Origin of the sequence: Actinomadura sp. RB99, from assembly GCF_014706005.1 — a bacterium.
Lineage (GTDB): Bacteria > Actinomycetota > Actinomycetes > Streptosporangiales > Streptosporangiaceae > Spirillospora.
Window position 1 is genome coordinate 16844 of the sequence record NZ_JABMCA010000014.1, and the last position, 18143, is coordinate 34986.

19 protein-coding genes are annotated in these 18143 nt (G+C 74.2%); 4 read left to right on the top strand and 15 right to left on the bottom strand.

Going from position 1 to position 18143, the window contains the following annotated elements:
* Positions 1–31 precede the first annotated feature (31 nt).
* Entirely contained in the window at positions 32–1087 is a 1056-nt protein-coding gene (locus amrb99_RS15305; protein ID WP_190856626.1) for an alpha/beta hydrolase-fold protein, read from the bottom strand.
* 266 nt (positions 1088–1353) lie between these two features.
* On the opposite strand from amrb99_RS15305, the gene amrb99_RS15310 reads away from it, so the two are divergent.
* On the top strand, positions 1354–2043 hold the full coding sequence (locus tag amrb99_RS15310; RefSeq protein ID WP_190856627.1) for a phosphatase PAP2 family protein: 690 nt from the start codon (positions 1354–1356) through the stop codon (positions 2041–2043).
* Positions 2044–2137: 94 nt separating this feature from the next.
* Here amrb99_RS15310 and amrb99_RS15315 read toward each other — a convergent pair whose 3' ends face one another.
* Entirely contained in the window at positions 2138–2887 is a 750-nt protein-coding gene (locus tag amrb99_RS15315) for an alpha/beta hydrolase (protein ID WP_190856628.1), read from the bottom strand.
* 81 nt (positions 2888–2968) lie between these two features.
* On the opposite strand from amrb99_RS15315, the gene amrb99_RS15320 reads away from it, so the two are divergent.
* The gene (locus tag amrb99_RS15320) at positions 2969–3955 is read left to right on the top strand and encodes a YafY family protein (protein WP_347256685.1); all 987 of its coding nucleotides are present in this window, start codon (positions 2969–2971) and stop codon (positions 3953–3955) included.
* Positions 3956–4000: 45 nt separating this feature from the next.
* Here the strand turns inward: amrb99_RS15320 and amrb99_RS15325 are convergent, their stop codons facing one another.
* The 4 genes from amrb99_RS15325 to amrb99_RS15340 all read right to left on the bottom strand — a co-directional run bounded on the left by amrb99_RS15325 (position 4001) and on the right by amrb99_RS15340 (position 7475).
* On the bottom strand, positions 4001–4636 hold the full coding sequence (locus tag amrb99_RS15325) for a GNAT family N-acetyltransferase (RefSeq protein ID WP_190856629.1): 636 nt from the start codon (positions 4634–4636) through the stop codon (positions 4001–4003).
* A gap of 94 nt (positions 4637–4730) precedes the next feature.
* Positions 4731–6101 carry a YhjD/YihY/BrkB family envelope integrity protein gene (locus tag amrb99_RS15330; RefSeq protein ID WP_190856630.1) on the bottom strand — a complete coding sequence of 457 codons (1371 nt, stop codon included), beginning with the start codon at positions 6099–6101 and terminating at the stop codon, positions 4731–4733.
* Positions 6098–6586, bottom strand: coding sequence for a phage holin family protein (locus tag amrb99_RS15335; RefSeq protein WP_190856631.1), 489 nt, complete (start codon positions 6584–6586; stop codon positions 6098–6100). The genes amrb99_RS15330 and amrb99_RS15335 overlap by 4 nt, the downstream gene beginning before the upstream one ends.
* Positions 6587–6683: 97 nt before the next feature.
* The gene (locus amrb99_RS15340; protein WP_190856632.1) at positions 6684–7475 is read right to left on the bottom strand and encodes an SDR family NAD(P)-dependent oxidoreductase; all 792 of its coding nucleotides are present in this window, start codon (positions 7473–7475) and stop codon (positions 6684–6686) included.
* 304 nt (positions 7476–7779) lie between these two features.
* Here amrb99_RS15340 and amrb99_RS15345 point away from each other — a divergent pair, with 304 nt between their 5' ends.
* On the top strand, positions 7780–9366 hold the full coding sequence (locus tag amrb99_RS15345; protein ID WP_190856633.1) for a sialidase family protein: 1587 nt from the start codon (positions 7780–7782) through the stop codon (positions 9364–9366).
* A 71-nt stretch (positions 9367–9437) separates the two neighbouring features.
* Here amrb99_RS15345 and amrb99_RS15350 read toward each other — a convergent pair whose 3' ends face one another.
* The 7 genes from amrb99_RS15350 to amrb99_RS15380 form a co-directional block, all read right to left on the bottom strand.
* On the bottom strand, positions 9438–10085 hold the full coding sequence (locus tag amrb99_RS15350; RefSeq protein ID WP_190856634.1) for a Type 1 glutamine amidotransferase-like domain-containing protein: 648 nt from the start codon (positions 10083–10085) through the stop codon (positions 9438–9440).
* A 16-nt stretch (positions 10086–10101) separates the two neighbouring features.
* Positions 10102–11226, bottom strand: coding sequence for an AAA family ATPase (locus amrb99_RS15355; RefSeq protein ID WP_190856635.1), 1125 nt, complete (start codon positions 11224–11226; stop codon positions 10102–10104).
* Positions 11210–11998: an RNA ligase family protein gene (locus tag amrb99_RS15360; RefSeq protein ID WP_190856636.1), complete on the bottom strand. Its 789-nt coding sequence runs from the start codon at positions 11996–11998 to the stop codon at positions 11210–11212. Before amrb99_RS15360 ends, amrb99_RS15355 begins: the two co-directional genes overlap by 17 nt.
* A 43-nt stretch (positions 11999–12041) precedes the next feature.
* Positions 12042–13454 carry an MFS transporter gene (locus amrb99_RS15365; RefSeq protein WP_241755582.1) on the bottom strand — a complete coding sequence of 471 codons (1413 nt, stop codon included), beginning with the start codon at positions 13452–13454 and terminating at the stop codon, positions 12042–12044.
* A 71-nt stretch (positions 13455–13525) separates the two neighbouring features.
* Entirely contained in the window at positions 13526–14419 is an 894-nt protein-coding gene (locus amrb99_RS15370) for a virginiamycin B lyase (RefSeq protein ID WP_190856637.1), read from the bottom strand.
* Positions 14420–14541: 122 nt separating this feature from the next.
* Complete coding sequence (locus tag amrb99_RS15375; protein ID WP_190856638.1) at positions 14542–14832, bottom strand: putative quinol monooxygenase; 291 nt, start codon at positions 14830–14832, stop codon at positions 14542–14544.
* A 57-nt stretch (positions 14833–14889) separates the two neighbouring features.
* Entirely contained in the window at positions 14890–15933 is a 1044-nt protein-coding gene (locus tag amrb99_RS15380; RefSeq protein WP_241755583.1) for an aldo/keto reductase, read from the bottom strand.
* 146 nt (positions 15934–16079) lie between these two features.
* On the opposite strand from amrb99_RS15380, the gene amrb99_RS15385 reads away from it, so the two are divergent.
* The gene (locus amrb99_RS15385) at positions 16080–16937 is read left to right on the top strand and encodes a helix-turn-helix transcriptional regulator (RefSeq protein WP_190856639.1); all 858 of its coding nucleotides are present in this window, start codon (positions 16080–16082) and stop codon (positions 16935–16937) included.
* A gap of 19 nt (positions 16938–16956) precedes the next feature.
* On the opposite strand, the gene amrb99_RS15390 is transcribed toward amrb99_RS15385, so the two are convergent.
* Both amrb99_RS15390 and amrb99_RS15395 read right to left on the bottom strand, forming a co-directional pair.
* The gene (locus amrb99_RS15390; protein WP_190856640.1) at positions 16957–17517 is read right to left on the bottom strand and encodes a carboxymuconolactone decarboxylase family protein; all 561 of its coding nucleotides are present in this window, start codon (positions 17515–17517) and stop codon (positions 16957–16959) included.
* Positions 17514–18119: a TetR/AcrR family transcriptional regulator gene (locus amrb99_RS15395; protein ID WP_190856641.1), complete on the bottom strand. Its 606-nt coding sequence runs from the start codon at positions 18117–18119 to the stop codon at positions 17514–17516. The genes amrb99_RS15390 and amrb99_RS15395 overlap by 4 nt, the downstream gene beginning before the upstream one ends.
* Positions 18120–18143 lie beyond the last annotated feature (24 nt).

An 18143-nucleotide genomic window follows, 5' to 3' on the forward strand; every position in this document is an offset into this window, starting at 1 on the left:
CAGGAAGGCCCCTGCGGCGGAGACCCCGAGGTCAGCGGTGCCGCGCGGTGACGGTCACCTGGTTGGCGCCGATCGCCTTCATCATCGTCGGCCAGATCTTGGTGGCCTCGCGGATCCACGCGGGCCAGTTGTGGCGGCCGTCGCCGTAGATGTCGGCGGTGTAGGGCACCTTCAGCTCGTCCAGGCGCTTCTTGAACTCCTGGTTGTCCGCGCCGACCGCGATCTCGCTCAGCAGGCCGATGTCCCACGGCGCCACGTTCGGGTCGCCCGGACCGGGCTTGCCGGTCGTCCCGGAGGAGAAGAACAGCTGCGTGCCGCGCAGCTTGTCGGCCAGCGCGTACGGGTCGTGGGCCGCCCAGTTGGCGTCGTCGGCCCACGGGATGCCCCAGATCGCGAACGGGTCCTGCCCGTTGCCGGCGTTGGTGAACATCAGCATCGCCGGCATCCCCGCCGACCGCAGCGACAGCGTGCCGCTCAGCGAGGCGACGTACTTGAACAGCCCCGGGTGGCGGGCGGCGTAGCTGTACGCGCCCTGCCCGCCCGAGGAGTTGCCGATCGCCGCGCGGACCGCGCCCGCGCCGTAGTTGCGCTCCATCAGCTGGCGCACCTCGGCGGTGTGGAAGGTCTCCCACTTGGGGGTCCCGCCCTTGCCGTAGTTGTACCAGTCGGTGTACGAGCCGTTCTCGCCCTCCGGCATCACGACCAGGACGTTGTACTTGGCGGCCCAGTCCTCGATGTCGGTGTTCTTGGTCCAGGAGGTGTAGTTGTCCTGGCCGCCGTGGAAGGCGTACAGCACCGGCCACGTCCGCGCCGAGCCGCGCGCCCAGTCGCCGGGCAGCAGGATCCGGGTCTTCACCGACTTGCCGAGCGCCGGGGACGAGATGGTGACGTCCACCTCGTGGTCGGCGACCTTGGTCTCCTGGGTGATCCGGGCGCCGTCGTCCGCCTTCACCGGCGCCGTGTCCGCCTGCGCAGCCCCGGCCCCCGCCGCGCCGATCCCGGCCACCAGTACCGTGGCGGCGGCCGCCGTCACCGAACGCCGCCAGTGGACGACCGTGGGTGCCGGACGGCGGACAGAGGGTGTCATATGCTCACCTTGCGGAACAGGCCCGACCCCCGTGGCCGCGCGACTTCCGCAGAGTGTGCCGCCGACCCGCCAAATGATCTACAAACCGGAGTAACAAAGAAAACTCCGCCTCACTGTAGATAAGTGAGTCATTCAGGGGGCGCCGTGAGCGCCCGGTGACACTCGGGTCAAATATGGCGATGAGGGACCGCGCGCGACGCCCGGGGGACCGGCATGTGAGCCAGGTCTCGGCGTGAGGGGTCCCGCGCATCGGGCAGGATCGAGGAATGCGGGCGCATCGGCCGGGGGGCGGTCGCGCCGACCGGCGGCGGCCCCGGGCACTGACGGCGGCCGCGGCCCTCGCCACGGCCGCGGCCGTCCTGGACGTGGTGGCCGACGGCCCCCTGCGCCACCTGGACCAGTGGGTGTTCTCCGCCGGCCTGCCGCCCCGCACCGGCGCCTGGCACTGGACGTGGCGGACGATCGTCAACGGCGGCCAGTACTGGATCGTCGGCAGCATCGCGGGCGTCACCGCCGCGGCCGCCGCGTGGCGGCGCCGCAGCCTCCCGCTGCTGATCCGCGCGGGCCTGTGGCTGGCCTGCACCGAACTCGTCGTGCGGTCCGCGCAGGTGCTGTTCGCGCGGACCGCACCCCTGTACGGCGAGGACGAGCTGTTCGCCGCCGGGCACCTGTCGTTCCCGTCCGGGCACTCCGCCAACGCCGCCGCCTGCCTGCTGTTCATCGCCGCTATGGCCGGCGCCTCGCGCGGCTGGACGATCGCCGCGCACACCCTGGCCGGGCTGGTCGCCGTCGCCGTCGTCGCGCTCGGCTACCACTGGCCGACCGACGCGCTCGCCGGATGGGGGATCGGCACGCTGCTGGCCTGCGCCGCGCGCGTCCTGGTCGTGCCCGGCGAACCCGCCCGCGAAGGCCGCCGCCGCGCCGCGCCGGTCACCGCCGCCCCCAAGGACGCCTGACCTCGCCACCGCCCCGATCTTGACTCCGCCCCGACCCGCCGCCGACCCGACTCTGACCCGACTCTGACCCCGCCTCAGCCTTGCCGCCTGGGCCTCACTCCGGACCGGCGGACTCGGCGAGCAGCGAGGCGAGTTCGCGCGGCTCGGACAGCATCGGCCAGTGCCCGGTCGGCAGCTCCCGGTACGTCCAGCCCGGCCCGGCCATCATCGCGAACACCGGATTGCCGCTGTCGGCCATCTGCCGCACCGCCGCCAGCGGGATCGTGCACAGGACGAGCGTGCGCGGCGTGCCCGGCAGCGGCTCGGGCCGCCGGAGCGGCTGCGTCACGGTCGCGAACGGCTGCGGAGTGCCGCGCCGCCGCATCTCGGCGAGCCGCTCGGCGCTCAGCCCCGCGAGGTTGACCGGGTCGATGTCCGCGTCGAACGCCGGCACCGGGATCGTCCAGCCGTCACCCTCCTCGGCGACGGTCTTCTCCAACTCGGCGCGGTCGTCGGGGGCGCGGAAGTCGATGCCCGCCATCCCGGACGGCATCGGCCCGCTGTCGACGTAGACCACGCGCGAGACGCGCTCGGGGATCCGGTCGGCGGCGCCGGTGACCGCCATGTTCGCGCCGCTGTGCGCGACGAGGACCACCGGCCCCGGACCGGCGCTCTCCACCGCGTCGACGACGTCGGCGATGTGGGTCTCCAGGCCCACCTCCGGCGTCAGCTCGCCCGCCCGCTCGGCGAGCCCCGTCAGCGTCACCGGGACCGCCTCGTGGCCCTCCTCCCGCAGCCCCGAGGCCACCTCCTCCCACGCCCACGCGCCCAGCCAGAACCCCGGAACCAATACGAACGTCGCCATGTCAGCGCCCTTTCCCTCGTTGGTGAGGTCAACGCTAGGCTCGATACCGGACAGAAACCGCCCGGATTAGTGGAGTGTCCCGTGTCACACCCGGCGCCGGACTCCGGCCGGTCCCACCCGACGACCCGCGTGCTGGCGATGCTCGAACTGCTGCAGGCCCACCACCACATGACGGGGCCCGACCTGGCGCGCCGGCTCGGTGTCGACGAGCGCACCGTCCGCCGTTACGCCGCGCGCCTCGACGACCTCGGCGTGCCCGTCGTCGCCGAACGCGGCAGGCACGGCGGCTACCGCCTGATGCCCGGCTACAAGCTGCCGCCGCTGATGCTCACCGACGACGAGGCGGTCGCGGTCGTGCTCGGCCTGGTGGCCGGCCGCCGCCTCGGCCTGCCGGGACAGGCCACCGAGAGCGCGCTGGCCAAGGTGCAGCGGGTGCTGCCCGCCGCGCTGCGCGACCGCGTCCAGGCGCTGCGCGAGACCCTCGGGTTCACCCTCGCCGCCCGCGACGCCGCCGCGCCCTCCACCGGTGTCCTGCTCACCCTGGCCGCCGCCGTCCGCGAGCGCCGCCGCGTCCGGCTGCGGTACCGGTCCTGGCAGGGCGCCGACTCCGAACGCGACCTGGACCCCTACGGCCTGGTGTTCCACTCCGGACGGTGGTACGCCACCGGCCACGACCACCGCAGCGGCGAGGTCCGCACCTTCCGCGTCGACCGGATCGCCTCCGCCGACACCGGCGGCACCGCGACCGGCGCCGCCTACGAGATCCCCGCCGGCGCCGACCCCGTCCAGCACGTGACGCGGTCGCTGGCCGGCGTCCCGTACGCGCACGAGGTCGAGGTGCTGCTGGAGACCACGCTCGAACAGGCCCGCCGGCGCGTCCCCGCGACCGTCGCCACCCTCACCGAGACCGCCGGGGGAGTGGTGATGACGACCCGCGCCGAGCACCTGGACGGCATGGCGCGGATGCTCGCCGGCCTCGGCTGGCCGTTCATGATCCGGCGGCCCGCCGAACTGCGCGGGCACGTCCGCGACCTCGCCCGCCACCTGGACGAGCAGGCGGGCCGCTGATCGGCCGCGCCCGGCACGCCATCAGCCCGCCCCCGGGCACCGCCGTCAATCCTGCTCGGGCTCGCCGCCGGAACCGTCCGGGCCGGAGCCGGCGGGTTCCTCCGAGCCGCCCGCGCCGCCGGAGCCGCGCGCCTCCCACTCGTCGCGCAGCATCGCGTAGACGACCTCGTCGGTCCACTCGCCCTTGACGAGCTCGTTCTGCACCAGGTGCGCCTCGCGCCGCATCCCGAGCCGCTCCAGCACCCGCGCGGACGCGGCGTTGCGGCCGTCCAGCCGGCCCACGATCCGGTGCAGCCCCAGGCCCTCGAACCCCAGCCGCAGCACCACCTCGGCCGCCTCCGTCGCGAACCCCTTGCCGTGGAAGGACGGGTTCAGGATGTAGCCGATCTCGCCCTGCCGGTGCTCGCGGCTGCGCCACTGCAGATTGACCTCGCCGACCAGATCGCCGGTCTCGCGCCACTCGACCGCCAGCACGAGCCAGTCGCCCTCCTTCTCCAGGGTCGCGGCGGCCATTTTCTCGCGCAGGAACGACCGCGATTCCTCCCGGTCACGCGGCTCCCAATAGAGGAAACGCGCCACTTCGGGAAGGGATTGGTAGGCGTAGAGGCTCTCCAGGTCGTCCTCTCGGAACGGACGCAGCGCCAGGCGCTCGGTCTCGATGGGAAAGGTGGGACGAAGCACGCGCCGATCCTATTCACCCGGCTCGCCGTTCGGCGACCCGTGGTTCCCCGGTAACCACCCGGTCGGCCGCCCGCCGTCCGGCCGTCACCCCGGGTCAGGAGCGGGTGGCGCCGTGCCGGCCGTCCCGGCCGCCCGCATTCTCATCGGCGTCCCGGCCGCCCGCGACGCCGGTCTCGCGTTTCTCCTCCTCGCTGAACCCGCGGGTGTCGCGGAATTCGACATACGGTTCCGCTCCCGCCGGCCGCCCGGCGGCGATGGCGCGGCCGCGCTCCAGTTCGGCGTTCATCTCCGCGCCCAGCAGGATCGCCAGATTCGTGACCCACAGCCAAACCAGGAAGATGATGATGCCGGCGAGGCTGCCGTAGGTCTTGTTGTAATTGGAGAAGTTCGTCACGTAGGCCGCGAACACCCCGGACGCCACCAGCCACAGCAGGATGGCCAGCACGCCGCCCGGGGTGACCCAGCGGAAACCGCGCTTGGCGTTCGGCGCCGCCCAGTACAGCAGCGCGAACAGGAAGCTGACGACGATCAGCATCACCGGCCACTTGACGATGTCCCAGACCGTCACCGCGGTCGAGCCGAGCCCGAGCAGGTCGCCGGCCTTGCGGGCGAGCGGACCGGACACGATCACCGCGATGACCGACACCGACAGCAGCACCAGCGTGACGATCGTGACGCCCACCCGCAGCGGCAGCGTCTTCCAGATCGGCCGCCCCTCGGGGATGTCGTAGATGGCGTTGGACGCCCGCATGAACGCCCCCACGTACCCCGACGCCGACCAGATCGCGGCCAGGATGCCGACGATCGCGGCGACGCCCGCCCCGGCGCGGTTGTTCTGCAGCTGCGTGAGCGCGCTGACCAGGACGTTCTTCACGGCGCCCGGCGCGATCCCGTTGAGGTTGTCGATGAGGTCGCTGGTGACCGACTTGCCGCCGAGCCCGACCAGCGACACCACCACCAGCATCGCCGGGAAGATCGACAGGATGGCGTAGTAGGTGAGGGCGGCGGCCCAGTCCGACAGGTTGTCGCGCTGGAACTCGCCGATGGCGCGCTTGGCGGCGCGCCCCCACGAGGTGACGGGCAGATCGGTGGGCGCGGAGGGCCTGCGCATCTCCGGGGGTCCTCTCTCAGCGTGCCAGCGGTCCGCGGCCGGTCCGGCGCACGCGGATCGGGGCGCGCTGCGCCCGCCGCACCCGGACCTGCACCGGCGCGTTGCGGATCCGGCGGCGCCGCCCTGCGCGGCCCTGGTCCGCGCCTGCCGCGACGCGACGACCTGCCGGGCGCGCAGCATGCGCTCGCGGGCCATCTCCTTGGCCTGGTCGGCCCGGTCGCGGGCCATCGCTTTCACGTCGGCCTTGGCCGCCAGCGCCTCGACGGTCTCCCCGAGCTCCTGGCGGGCCCGGTCGACCTCCTGGCGCAGCTCCTCGGTGCCGGCGTCGGCGCCGTGCCTGCCCTGGGTGGTCATCGGTGCGTCGCCCTCTCCTTCAGGTCGTGGACGGTCATGCGCGCCTCGTCCATCGCCCGTTCGGGTTTGGCGGGCGTCGCCCGCTTGGTCTGCGCCATGCCGAGCAGCGCCAGCACGCCCGCGGCCGCCACCAGCGCGCCGCCGACGATGAGGGCCGACGCCCACACCGGCAGCACCAGCGCGATCGCGGCGATCACGGCCGTGAGCAGCGCCGCCGCCCCGAACAGGGCGACCAGCGCCGCGCCGCCGAACATGCCGGCGCCGGTGCCGGCGTGCCGGCCCTTGTCCTTCAGTTCCGCAACGGCGAGCCGCAGTTCCGCGCGCATCAGCTCCGAGACCTGCTGCGTCGCCTGCCGGACGAGCTCGCCCGTCCCGGCCTCGCTCCTGTGCCCGTCGTGGACCGCGGGCGCGCGTCCGGCGTCCTGCCGGGACGCCCCGGTGATGTCGGCGGCGCTCCGGCCGTCGTGTGTCCGCAGGGTGCTCATGGCCTCAGGCCCCCTCCGCGTGCCGTCGTTTCGAAGCCTGCGGCAGACCCGTTCCCCCTGGTGGGGACCTAAACGTGGGACGCGGCGCGCCGGGCCCCTAGCCGCGGCCGACGAACGAGGGCATCGCGGTGGCCATCACCGTCATGAACTGCACATTGGCGTCCAGCGGCAGGCCCGCCATGTACAGCACGGCGTCGGCGACGTGCCGGACGTCCATCACCGGTTCGGGCCTCACCGACCCGTCGGCCTGCAGGGTGCCGGACCCGAACCGGCCGGTCATCTCCGTCGCGGCGTTGCCGACGTCGATCTGCCCGCACGCGATCCGGTGCGGGCGCCCCTCCAGCGACAGCGTCTTGGTGAGGCCGGTGATCGCGTGCTTGCTGGCGGTGTAGGCGGCCGACATCGGGCGCGGGGTGTGCGCCGACAGCGACCCGTTGTTGATGATCCGGCCGCCCCGCGGGTCCTGCTCCTTCATCATGCGGAACGCCTGCTGGGCGCACAGGAACGCGCCGGTGAGGTTGGTGTCGAGGACGGTCCGCCACTCGCGGTGCGAGAACTCCTCGACCGGCTGCGGCGCGCCGAACACCCCGGCGTTGTTGACCAGCAGGTCCAGCCGTCCCCAGCGCTCGGCGACGGCGCCGAACAGCGCCTCGACCGACGCGGGGTCGGTGACGTCGGCGGGGACGGGCAGTGCCCGGTCCCCGGCGTCGCGGGCGCGCGCGGCCGTGTCCGCGAGCGGTGCGGCGCGGCGCCCCGCCAATGCCACCCGCCAGCCGCGGTCCAGCAGGGCGACGGCGACGGCGGCGCCGATGCCCGAGCCCGCCCCGGTGACGAGCGCGACCGGTTCCCCGCCGGGCTTCCGGCCGGGGCCGGTTTCATGATCGGACACGGATCGAGCCTCCCTCGCCGACGTCTCACATGTCAAGATCAGCGTTCACGATACGGATGCACTCCGGCGAACCGCCACATCGCGGTCACCGCCGGCGCCGCGTCCGGCCCGCGCCCGGGCCGTGCCCGTCTGGCCGGTACCGGACCCGGCGTGCGTGTCCAGAGTCGGTCACCGGGTCTTGTGGGCCCGCTGAGGCGGATCTACCTTCCGCGCGGGCGTTGCTCCCAGCGCCCGCCCCAGGCGACGACGAGCAGATCCTCACCGCCGCCGTCCGGCTCCACCGACCCCCGAGGAGCTCCCCCCGATGACGACCCGCACAACGATCACCGCCGCCGCGCTGCTGCTCGGCGCCGCGCTCGCCACCGCGCCCACCGCGCCCACCGCGCCCGCCGCGCACGCGGCGCCCGGCCCGGCCGCGCAGCCCGTCCACCCGATCTCGCCCGGCGACCCCTACGCCGCCTGCACCGCCGGCGCCAGCCCGGACGGCACGGTCTACCCGGGCGCCGAAGTGGAACCGTGGATCGCCGCCGACCGGCACCGGCCCGGCCGCGTCATCGCCGTCTACCAGCAGGACCGCTGGTCCGACGGCGGCGCCAAAGGCGTCGCCGCCTCCTACAGCCGCGACGGACGCCACTTCACCAAGACCACGCTGCCGTTCAGCAAGTGCGCCCCCGGCGGCCTGAACTACGAACGCGCCTCCGACGCCTGGGTGGACTTCGGCCCCGACGGCGTCGCCTACGCCAGCGGCCTGGACTTCGACGTGTCCACGGCCCGCAACGGCGTCGGCGCCGCCACCTCCTACGACGGCGGACACACCTGGACCCGCACCACCCAGCTCATCGACGACACCGACCCGTCCATCGTCGACGACAAGAACTCCGTCACCGCCGACCCGCGCCACCCCGGCACCGCCTACCAGGTGTGGGACCGCATCGACCAGGTCACCACCGGACCCGGCGCCCACTACACCGGCCCCTCCTACATCGCCATCACCCGCGACCACGGCCGCACCTGGACGCCGGCGCACCCGTTCGTGGACACCGGCGCGGTCCCCAACTCCCAGACCATCGGCAACGTCATCGTCGCCGACGCCCGCCGCGACGTCCTGTACGACTTCTTCGAATGGCAGACCTACAGCGGCGTCGACGCCACCGAGCCGGTCGACCTGCACTTCGCCGTCGTCACCTCCAAGGACCAGGGCCGGACCTGGAGCAAGCCCGTCACGGTCGCGCCCGACACCTCCGTGCCGGAGGTCGACCCCAACGCCCCCGACGACCCGTCCAAGGCGCTGCGCGGCGGCGCCAACCTCATCAGCGCCGCCGTCGACCCGCAGACCGGCGAGCTCTACGCGACGTTCGAGGGCGCCGACCCCACCGGCTCCTACGACCAGATCCAGCTCGTCCACTCCACCGACGGCGGCCGCACCTGGTCGGCTCCGGTGCGCGTCAACCAGGCTCCGGCGGCGCCCGCCTTCACCCCGTCCATCGCGGTGAACGACCGCGGCACGGTCGCCATCACCTACGTCGACCTGCGCTACCTGCGCCCCGGCGACACCACCACGCTGCCTGCCGCCATGTGGTACCTCACGTTCCCGCGCGGCGGCGAGAACCGCCCGTCCGAGCGCCGCATCTCCCGCGTCTTCGACTGGCTGAAGGCGCCCTACGCCGGATGGGGCCACTTCCTCGGCGACTACGAGAGCGTCGCGGCGGCCGGGCACGGGTTCCAGCCCGCCGTGATCGAGACCAACGACACCGGACCCTCCGTCAACGGCACCGACCTGTTCACCGGGATCTTCGGCGCCGCCCCGGCGGCGGCCGCTCCGGCGACGGCGAGCCCCGCCCTCCGCGCCACCACCGCTCACCATCTGAACGCCCACCGCGCCCGGCACTGAGCAGCACACGGGACGCACACCGCACTGAGCGAAGGGGCCGCCGGCGACGCCCGGCGGCCCTGCCGCGATCGTCAGAGGATCGCGGTCTCCGCGCCGTCGACCAGCAGGACCTGGCCGTCGCGCAGCGACCGGTGCGGGACGCCTTCGCCGCGGTAGCGGGCGGCGACCGCCGTCAGGACCTCCGACTCCGGATGCCCGGGGGAGTCGACGTGGGGCACGAGCGCGTGATCGAGGACGCCCAGGCCGTCCCAGACCGGCGGGTCCCCGTGGACGCGGGTCACGGCGTCCGGGTCGTCGCACGCCTCAAGGCCGCGCAGGCTCGGCGCCAGCACGCAGCCGCCCGCGCTGTACCCGGCGTAGACGAGCGCGTCGCGGCCGAGCAGGCCGGTGAGCGCGGCGTCGGCGCCGCTGCGGGCCAGCGCGTGGCGCAGCACGAACGCGTTGCCGCCCCGCGCCCATACCAGGGGGAAGCGCGCCAGCTCCGCGGCGATGGCGGAGGCGGGCCGGCCGAAGTACCGCCGCAGGTCGATCTCGGTCGGACGCAGCCCGAGCGCGGTCAAGGCGGCGATCTCGCTTCGCACCCCGGCCCGCCGGCCCTCCTCGGACTCCGCGTCCAGGGCGTTGGCGATCACCGCGGTCTCGGCCCCCGGCGCCGGCAGCAGGCCGAGCAGCCGGTCGGGGTGCCCGCCCATCCGGAACGACGACAGATACAAGCGCACCCGACGACTCTAATCGTCAGGCCGTGCTCACCCAGTCGACGCGGTGCCCCTCGGTCGGGTCGGGCGTCTCCCAGCGGCGGACGAGCCGGTCGATGACCGCGTCCGGAACCGGCGCGGCCCGGCCGCGGTTGCGGTCGCGCAGCACCGCCGGCGGCGCCTCCAGCGCCACCAGCTCCACCCGGCCCTGGTAGCCGGCGATGAGACCGGTGCACTGCTCGCGCTGGGTCCGCGACACGTTCGTGGCGTTCCACACGAACGACCGCCCGGCGCGCAGATGCCCGCGGGCCAGCTCGTGCGCGGCCGCGGCGACCGCGTGCTGGTCGCCGGCGGGCGACACGCCCATCTCGGTGCGCAGCCGGTCCAGGCTCACCACCGGCACGTCCGGCCGGTTCGCGGCGATCCAGTGGTCCTTGCCGACCCCCGGCAGGCCCGACAGCACCGTCACCGTGCAGCGGGTGTCGTCGTAGGCAGCGTAGTCGGGGTCGCGGTCGTCCTTGCGGAAGTACCAGAACCGCGCGTGGTCGGACGGGAACGCGCGCGGCGCGTCCAGGCACCGCTGCTCGGCGCAGTACTCCCCGTACAGGGCGACGTTGTCCAGCAGCTCGTCGGTGTCGGGGCAGATCCGGCCGAGGATGTCGGCCGACGCCAGCAGCACCAGGTCGTCGTTGCGGGCCAGCAGGCTCACCCGGAACGCGATCTTCTGCAGGTCGGGGCGCTCCAGCGCCCAGAACGGCACCTGGTGGTGGCGGATCAGCGCGGCGACGTGCTCGCGCCACGCGACCGGCGCTCCCATCTCCCACAGGATGCGCCGCACCATCAGGTCACCGCGGCGCGAATGGCCGCGCGCGGTGATCCTGCCGTCGTCCTCGGTGCGGGTGCAGTGCGGCTTGGCGATGTCGTGCATCAGCACCGTCGCGAACAGCCGCACCCGCTCGTCCTCCGGACGCGCCCGCCACTGCGGCAGCGCAGCGAGCGCCTCGCACGCCATCCGGGTGTGGACCTCGACGTCGCCCTCGCCGTGGAACACCGCGTCCTGCGGGACGCCCGCCATCTCGCGCACCCACCCGAACGCCTCGCGGATGTCGTCCCACCGGACGTCCCAGTGCGGCGGCGCCGGGCACAGGTCAGCGAACACCCGCATACAGCACCTCCGGGTCGGCCAGGCCGTTGGCGACGATCGGACGCTCCTGCCAGTGCGTCCCCGAGTCGAGGATCGCGGTCAGGAAGCTCGGCCGGACCCACTTGTAGCGGTCGACCGTCTCCCCGTCCTCCTCCACCTTGATGTAGAGGCCCTCCATCTCGTCGGACTTGTCGGTCTCGGCGGCGACCCGGTCCGGGTCGGCGCCGCCCGCCCGCGCCGCCGCGCGCAGCGCGTCCCGCCAGGCGGGGGTGCGGCAGGTCGAGGGGCCGACGAACGCGGTCAGGGCGCCCAGGTCCGGGAGCGTCCCCTCGTGCAGGACGGGCACCGACACCACCGGCGTGCCGGCCAGCAGCTCGCGGCGGCGGGCGGTCGACAGGAACGTCCCGTCGCGCTGGTCGAGGACGTCGAACTCGCAGAAGTAGTGGGGGAGCGCGTCGTAGAAGACGGTGTGCTTGGCGTACAGCCATTCCCCGTACATCACGTACCGGTCGCCGAGGCGTTCCCGCAGGACGTGCTGGACGGACGCGGCCCACGCCTTCAGCGGCCCGAACTGCCGCTCGCGGGGCCCGCCGGTCAGGTAGTGGCCGCGGCTCTGCAACCGCAGCTCCCCGTCGGGGGAGAAGCTGATGCCGCAGTTGGCGCCGTCGAGCTTCTCCTCCACCACCAGGTACCGTCCGGCGATCGCCGAGAACGGCCGCGCGGCCAGGTCGTGGTCTCCCGGCTGGAGCCGGGAGCCCTCGATGTGCCGGGTGCGGGGGTATTTGCGGAGCATGCCGACCGTTCTAACGAACCCGTCCGGCCGTGCCAACCGAATTTCAGCGGTTCGGGACGATCCGGGTGAGCGCGAACGCGGCGAGCCACAGCCCGACGCTCACCCACGCCAGCGCGTGCAGGCCCGCCGTGAAGTGCGCCGCGTCGAGCGCCGGGCCGGCGACCGCCCCGTACACCGCGACGCCGAGGGCCGTGCCGACCTGCCGGGCGGTGTTGTTGAACCCGCCCGCCAGTCCGGCGTGCGCGGGCGGGGCGGCGCGCATCGCCGCGGCGACCACGGCCGTCACGATCAGGCCGTCGCCGATCCCGATGGCCAGCAGCGTCGGCAGCAGCACCGGGTAGGAGCCGCCGATGCCGACCCGCAGCAGGCTGAGGCATCCGGCGGCGGCCAGCGCGGTCCCGGCGCCGAGCGGGAGGCGGGTGCCGAACCGGGCGGTGAGCCGTCCGCTGACCGGTGCCAGCAGCGCCAGCGGCACCGCCATCGGCATCAGCAGCACCCCGGCGGTGAACGCCGAGTGGTGCTCGGCCTGCTGGAGCTTGAGCGTCGCGACGAACAGCACGCCGTTGGTGACCAGGTTCATCGCCAGGGCGATGCCGTTGGCGCCGAGGAACGCGGGGGCGCGCAGCAGCCCGCCCGGCACCATCGGCGCCGCGGCGCGGCGCTCGGCCCACACGAACGCGGCCGCCGCCGCGACCGTGACGGCCGCCGTGACGGCCGCTTCCCCGCGGTGGCCGTGGCCGGCGGCGATGACCGTCCACACCAGCCCGCCGAGGGTGAGCGGCGCCAGCGCCATCCCCGCCCGGTCCAGTGGTGGCCGCGGGCCGTCCGGACGCTCCCGGCGCGGCTCGCGGACGACGGCGAGGACCCCGGCGATCGCGGCGGCGACGATCGGCACGTTCAGCAGGAAGATCCACCGCCAGCCGGCGGAGTCGACCAGCGCGCCGCCCAGCAGCGGCCCGGCGGGCAGCGCCGTGGAGGAGATGCCCGCCCACACCCCGAGCGCGCGGGCCTGCTCCGCGCGGCCCGGGTACGCCGCGGTGATGACCGCGAGGCTGCCGGGCAGCAGCAGCGCCGCGCCCGCGCCCTGGACGACCCGCGCCGCGATCAGCGGTCCCGGGCCGGGCGCGCAGCCGCAGGCCAGCGACGCGACCCCGAACAGCCCGAGCCCGGCCAGCAGCATCCGGCGGTGCCCGATCCGGTCGCCGAGCGCGCCGCCGCCGAGCAGCAGCCCGGCGATCGCGACGGCGTACCCGTCGACGACGCCCTGCAGGCCGGGGAGCCCGGTGCCGAGCGCGCGGCCGATGCCGGGGAGGGCGACGTTGACGATCGTGACGTCCAGCAGCACCAGGAACATGCCGGCGCACAGGATGGCGAGCATCGCGCCGCGGCGCGGGACGGGCGCGGACCCGGTGTTCTCGGTGGCGGTCTGGGCACCGGTGTCGGTCGGCGATCTCATCCGTCCACGATGACCCGCGAACGTTTCGCCCGCGCTGGAACCTTCCGCGACCGCGCGGCGGGTGGCCGGCGTCAGCCGGGGACGACCTGGGCGAGCGCGCCGGTCTCCAAGGCGACCCACAGGGCGCCGTCGGGACCGAGCGCGATGCCGTGCGGCTCGCAGCCGGGCCTCGGCAGCGGATGCTCGTCGATGCGGCCCTCGCAGGTGATGCGGCCGACGTGCGCGTTGCCCCACTCGGTGAACCACAGCGCCCCGTCCGGGCCGGTGACGATCGCGTGCGGGCGCGCCCCCGGGTCGGGCAGCGGGAACTCGGTCACCTTCCCGTCCGTGGTGATCCGGCCGATGTGCCCGGCGCCGATCGCGGCGAACCACAGCGCGCCGTCCGGGCCCGCGGTGATCCCGACCGGCGCGGCGCCCTCGGTCGGCAGGGCGTGCACGGCGACGTCGCCGCCGGGCGCGATCCGCCCGACCGCGTTGCCCTGGTTGAGGGTGAACCACAGCGCCCCGTCCGGCCCCGCCGTGATCATGGACGGCATGGCGCCCGACACCGGCAGCGGGAACTCGGCGACCTCCCCGGCGGGGGTGATCCGGCCGATGCGGTCGGTCCGCATGAGGGTGAACCAGAGCGCGCCGTCCGGCCCGGCGGCGATGCCGCAGGGGCCGCCCGGGGGGACCTCGAACATCGTCACCCGGCCGCCGGTGTCGATCCGGCCGACGCGGTCGCCGCGCAGGCAGGTGAACCACAGGGCTCCGTCCGGGCCCGCGGTGATGTTCATCGGCCCGTCCGGGAGGGGGTCGGCCGGATGGAGGTCCGCCTCGCCGCCCGGCGCCATCCGCCCGATCCGTCCTTCATGCACCAGCGTGAACCACAACGACCCGTCCGGTCCCGTGGCTATTCCATAAGGACCCGCTTCGGGGTCGGTGACGGTGAACTCCCTGATCGTGGCATGCGAACCCTGCGGCATGAATAGTCCCCCCTCGTCCCACTTCTTTCCGAGCGACGGCGAGACTAACGCAACTGAAGTTGCGTTACGATCGCGCCGCCGCACGCGCCGGCCTCCTGACGAGCTGACCGGCGCGGGCGAGGTCAGGGCGCCGGGACGAGCCGCCGGATCGTCATCGGCTCGGCGAGGATCCGCCCCAGCACCTGCTCGACGTGCCGGAAGTGCGGCGTGGCGAAGTGCTCCTCCAGCGCGTCGGGACCCGTCCACTCCTCCACGACCACCATCCGGGCGGGACGGTTCGGGTCGGCGTAGGGGCGGTAGGCCAGGCATCCCGGCTCATCCAGGGACGGCTCGATCATCGCCTCCAGGGCGGTGCGGAGCCGGTCCTCCTGGCCGGGCGAGGCGAGGCATTCGGCAACGACGGTCAATGACATGGCGGTCTCCTTCTAGGTCGCGTGAGGGAAGCGGTGCGGGGTCGGTGACGGTGCGGGTCAGGGGCGGGCGGGGCCGGTGCCCGCGCCGGACGCGGTGATCGCCGCGGCGATCTCGTCCAGGTCGGCCGGGGTCAGCTCGACCGAGCCGGCGCCGATCCAGCCGTCCACCTGGTCGGCCCGGCGGGCGCCGACGATCGCGCCGGTGACGCCGGGCCAGGCCAGCGTCCAGGCGATCGCGACCTCCGCGACGCTCGCGCCGCGGCGTTCGGCGACGGGACGCAGCGCGTCCGCGAGCCGCAGGTTCGCCGCCAGCCCGGTGGTGAAGTCGTGGTGGGCCGTGCGCCAGTCGTCGGCGGGCAGCGACGCGGCCCGCTCGGCCGAGAACGCGCCGGTCAGCAGCCCCGACTGCAGCGGCGAGTACACGATCACGCCGGTGCCGTGCTCGCGGGCCCAGGCGATCTCGCCGGCCGCGGACCGGTTGATGGCCGAGAACGGCGGCTGGACCGCGTCCACATGCGCGATCTTCTCGGCCCGGTCCAGCAGGTCGGGGGAGTGGTTGGACAGCCCGATCGCGCGGACCTTCCCCTCGGCCTTCAGGTCGGCCATGACCTGCCAGTACTCCTCCAGCGGCGTGGCGTTCGGCGACACCGGGCCGCTGCCGTCGCCGGCGTAGTCCAGCGACTCGCCGGTGTCGGGCCAGTGCACCTGGTAGAGGTCGATGCGCTCGACGCCGAGCCGCCGCAGCGAGTCCTCCACCTCGCGGCGCACGCTCGCCGGCTTCATGATCCGCCGCGGCGCGGCCTGCGGGTCGGCGGGGTCCCAGACGAGGCCGGCCTTGGTGAAGACGAACGGCCGCTCGTCCTCGCGCAGCCCCGCGATCGCCTTGCCGACCAGTTCCTCGGAGTGCCCGAGGCCGTACACCGCGGCGGTGTCGATCCAGTTGACGCCGGAACCGATCGCGTGCCGGATCGCCGCGACGGACTCGGCGTCGTCGGTGGCGCCCCAGCCGAACCGCCAGCCCGGGCCCGACACGGCCCAGGACCCGAAACCGACCGCGGTGATGTCCATGCCGGTGCCGCCGAGCGGACGCGTTGTGATCATTTCCCCTGCTCCTCAGGTTCGCGGGAGTTCGTGATGATCACTGTCGTCGGCGGGCGCCGCGGTACCCAGTGGCGGCCGCAGCCTAGGCACCGCATGACCAGGCTCCGCGGTCCCGGCGTCCCGGGACGGCACGGGATAATCGGTCCATGGCACTCGACAGGCGAGCCGAACTCGGCGAGTTCCTGCGCTCACGCAGGGCCCGGCTGAAGCCCGAGGAACTCGGGCTGCCCGACTACGGCGGCCGGCGCCGCGTCCCCGGCCTGCGCCGCGAGGAACTGGCCCGGCTCGCCGGCGTCAGCGTCGACCACTACGTCCGGCTGGAGCAGGGCCGCACCCTGCACTTCTCCGAGGCCGTCCTGGACGCGGTCGCCCGCGCCCTGCGGCTCGACGACGTCGAACGCGGCCACCTGTACCGCCTGGCCCGCCCCTACACCGAGCCCGCCGGGGCGCCCGAGCGGCGGCCCCAGCAGGTCCGGTCCGGGCTGCGGCGGCTGCTGGACGCCACCACCGAAGTGCCCGTCTACATCGTCGGCCGCTACACCGAGGTGCTCGCCTGGAACGACCTGGCCGCCGCGCTCATCACCGACTTCGGGGCGCTGGCGCCCACCGAGCGCAACTTCGCGCGCATGGTGTTCCTGGACGAGGGCATGCGCGGCCTGTACGCCGACTGGCGCGGGAAGGCCGCCGACATCGTCGGCTACCTGCGGCTGGACGTCGGGCGGCATCCCGGCGACCCGGCGGCCGCCGTGCTGGTCGAGGAGCTGTCGGCCGCCAGCCCCGTGTTCCGCGAGATCTGGGCCGAGCACGGCCTCAAGGAGAAGACGCACGGCCGCTACGTCTACCGGCACCCCGTCGTCGGCACCCTCGACCTCGGCTTCGAGACCCTCCGGCTGCCCGACGACCCCGACCAGGCGCTGGTCGCGCACACCGTCGAGCAGGGCTCCCCGTCGCACGCGGCGCTGCGCCTGCTGGCCGCCACCCACCGGAGCGTCTCGGTGCCGTGAGCCGCGGGCCGGACCCGCGTCACGCGGGCGCGGGCGCCGTCCACTCCTGGTCCTCCCAGGCGGGGTCGAGCGGGGTGTGCGCGATGTGGTTGGTGTAGTTCGACAGCGTCTTCATGCCGATCCCGAGGACGATGTCCAGGACGTGGCGTCGGGTGTACCCGGCGGCCAGGAACGCCTCGACCTGCGCGTCGTCCACCCAGCCGCGCTGCTCGACCATCGCGCCGGTGAACACGCGGACCGCCTCCAGCGCCGGGTCGTCCAGCGCGCGGCCGCCGCGCAGCGCCTCGACGACCTCGGCCGGGACGCGCGACCGCAGCGCGAGCGTGGAGTGGGCCGCCACGCAGTACGCGCAGCCGTTCAGCACGCTCGCGGTGATCCACACGACGTGCTTGGCGTTCCTCGGCAGCGACGACCTGCCGAACAGCTCCGACAGCGCGTTGTACCCGGCCAGCAGCTCCGGCGACTCGGCCATCACCCCGTTCAGGGTGGTGACGAACCCCATCCGCTTCCTGGCCGCCTCCAGGTGCGGGCGCGCGGCCTCGGGGGCGTCGGTCTCGTCGTACACGGTGAACTCGGTCATCGGTTCTCCTCATCGGGGGTCAGGGAGGCGAGGGCGGCGTCCACGGACGCGGTCAGCGCGGCCGCGGGGGCGCCCGCGCGCGACCGGAGGTTCACGCCGTAGGCCAGCAGCGCCAGGGTCTGCGCGGTGCCGTCGACGTCCAGGCCCGGACGCAGCTGCCCCTGCCGGTCGGCGGACCGCAGGGCCGCGCGCATCGCCGCGCACAGCCCGTCGTGGTGGACGTCCAGGATCCGCCTGACGTCGTCGTCCTCGGCGCCGTCCGGGCTCGCGTGCGCGTTGGACACCATGCATCCCCAGCGCGCGTGCTCGCCCGAGCAGCGGGCGGCGATGAGCCCGGCGAAGAAGCCGGCGATCGCGGGCAGCCCCCGGCCGTCGGCCGCGAGGCGGTCGAACACCGGGCGCGAGTGGCGCTCCACGTAGCCGCGGAGCGCCGCCAGGTACAGATCCCGCTTGCCGCCGAACGTCGCGTACAGGCTGGACCGGCTGATCCCCGTCTCCGCCACCACCTCGGCGATGCCGGTGGACGCGGCGCCGCGCCGCCAGAACAGCCGCACGACCTGCTCCAGTACCACGTCCGGGTCGAAGTGCTTGACGTCGGGCATCCGCTCCCGCCTCCACATAACTCG

Bases quoted from the DNA above. Each gene is read 5' to 3' on its own strand.
- amrb99_RS15305 (WP_190856626.1), bottom strand. From the start codon at position 1,087: ATGACACCCTCTGTCCGCCGTCCGGCACCCACGGTCGTCCACTGGCGG.
- amrb99_RS15310 (WP_190856627.1), top strand. From the start codon at position 1,354: ATGCGGGCGCATCGGCCGGGGGGCGGTCGCGCCGACCGGCGGCGGCCC.
- amrb99_RS15315 (WP_190856628.1), bottom strand. From the start codon at position 2,887: ATGGCGACGTTCGTATTGGTTCCGGGGTTCTGGCTGGGCGCGTGGGCG.
- amrb99_RS15330 (WP_190856630.1), bottom strand. From the start codon at position 6,101: ATGACCACCCAGGGCAGGCACGGCGCCGACGCCGGCACCGAGGAGCTG.
- amrb99_RS15335 (WP_190856631.1), bottom strand. From the start codon at position 6,586: ATGAGCACCCTGCGGACACACGACGGCCGGAGCGCCGCCGACATCACC.
- amrb99_RS15345 (WP_190856633.1), top strand. From the start codon at position 7,780: ATGACGACCCGCACAACGATCACCGCCGCCGCGCTGCTGCTCGGCGCC.
- amrb99_RS15355 (WP_190856635.1), bottom strand. From the start codon at position 11,226: ATGCGGGTGTTCGCTGACCTGTGCCCGGCGCCGCCGCACTGGGACGTC.
- amrb99_RS15360 (WP_190856636.1), bottom strand. From the start codon at position 11,998: ATGCTCCGCAAATACCCCCGCACCCGGCACATCGAGGGCTCCCGGCTC.
- amrb99_RS15365 (WP_241755582.1), bottom strand. From the start codon at position 13,454: ATGAGATCGCCGACCGACACCGGTGCCCAGACCGCCACCGAGAACACC.
- amrb99_RS15370 (WP_190856637.1), bottom strand. From the start codon at position 14,419: ATGCCGCAGGGTTCGCATGCCACGATCAGGGAGTTCACCGTCACCGAC.
- amrb99_RS15375 (WP_190856638.1), bottom strand. From the start codon at position 14,832: ATGTCATTGACCGTCGTTGCCGAATGCCTCGCCTCGCCCGGCCAGGAG.
- amrb99_RS15380 (WP_241755583.1), bottom strand. From the start codon at position 15,933: ATGATCACAACGCGTCCGCTCGGCGGCACCGGCATGGACATCACCGCG.
- amrb99_RS15385 (WP_190856639.1), top strand. From the start codon at position 16,080: ATGGCACTCGACAGGCGAGCCGAACTCGGCGAGTTCCTGCGCTCACGC.
- amrb99_RS15390 (WP_190856640.1), bottom strand. From the start codon at position 17,517: ATGACCGAGTTCACCGTGTACGACGAGACCGACGCCCCCGAGGCCGCG.
- amrb99_RS15395 (WP_190856641.1), bottom strand. From the start codon at position 18,119: ATGCCCGACGTCAAGCACTTCGACCCGGACGTGGTACTGGAGCAGGTC.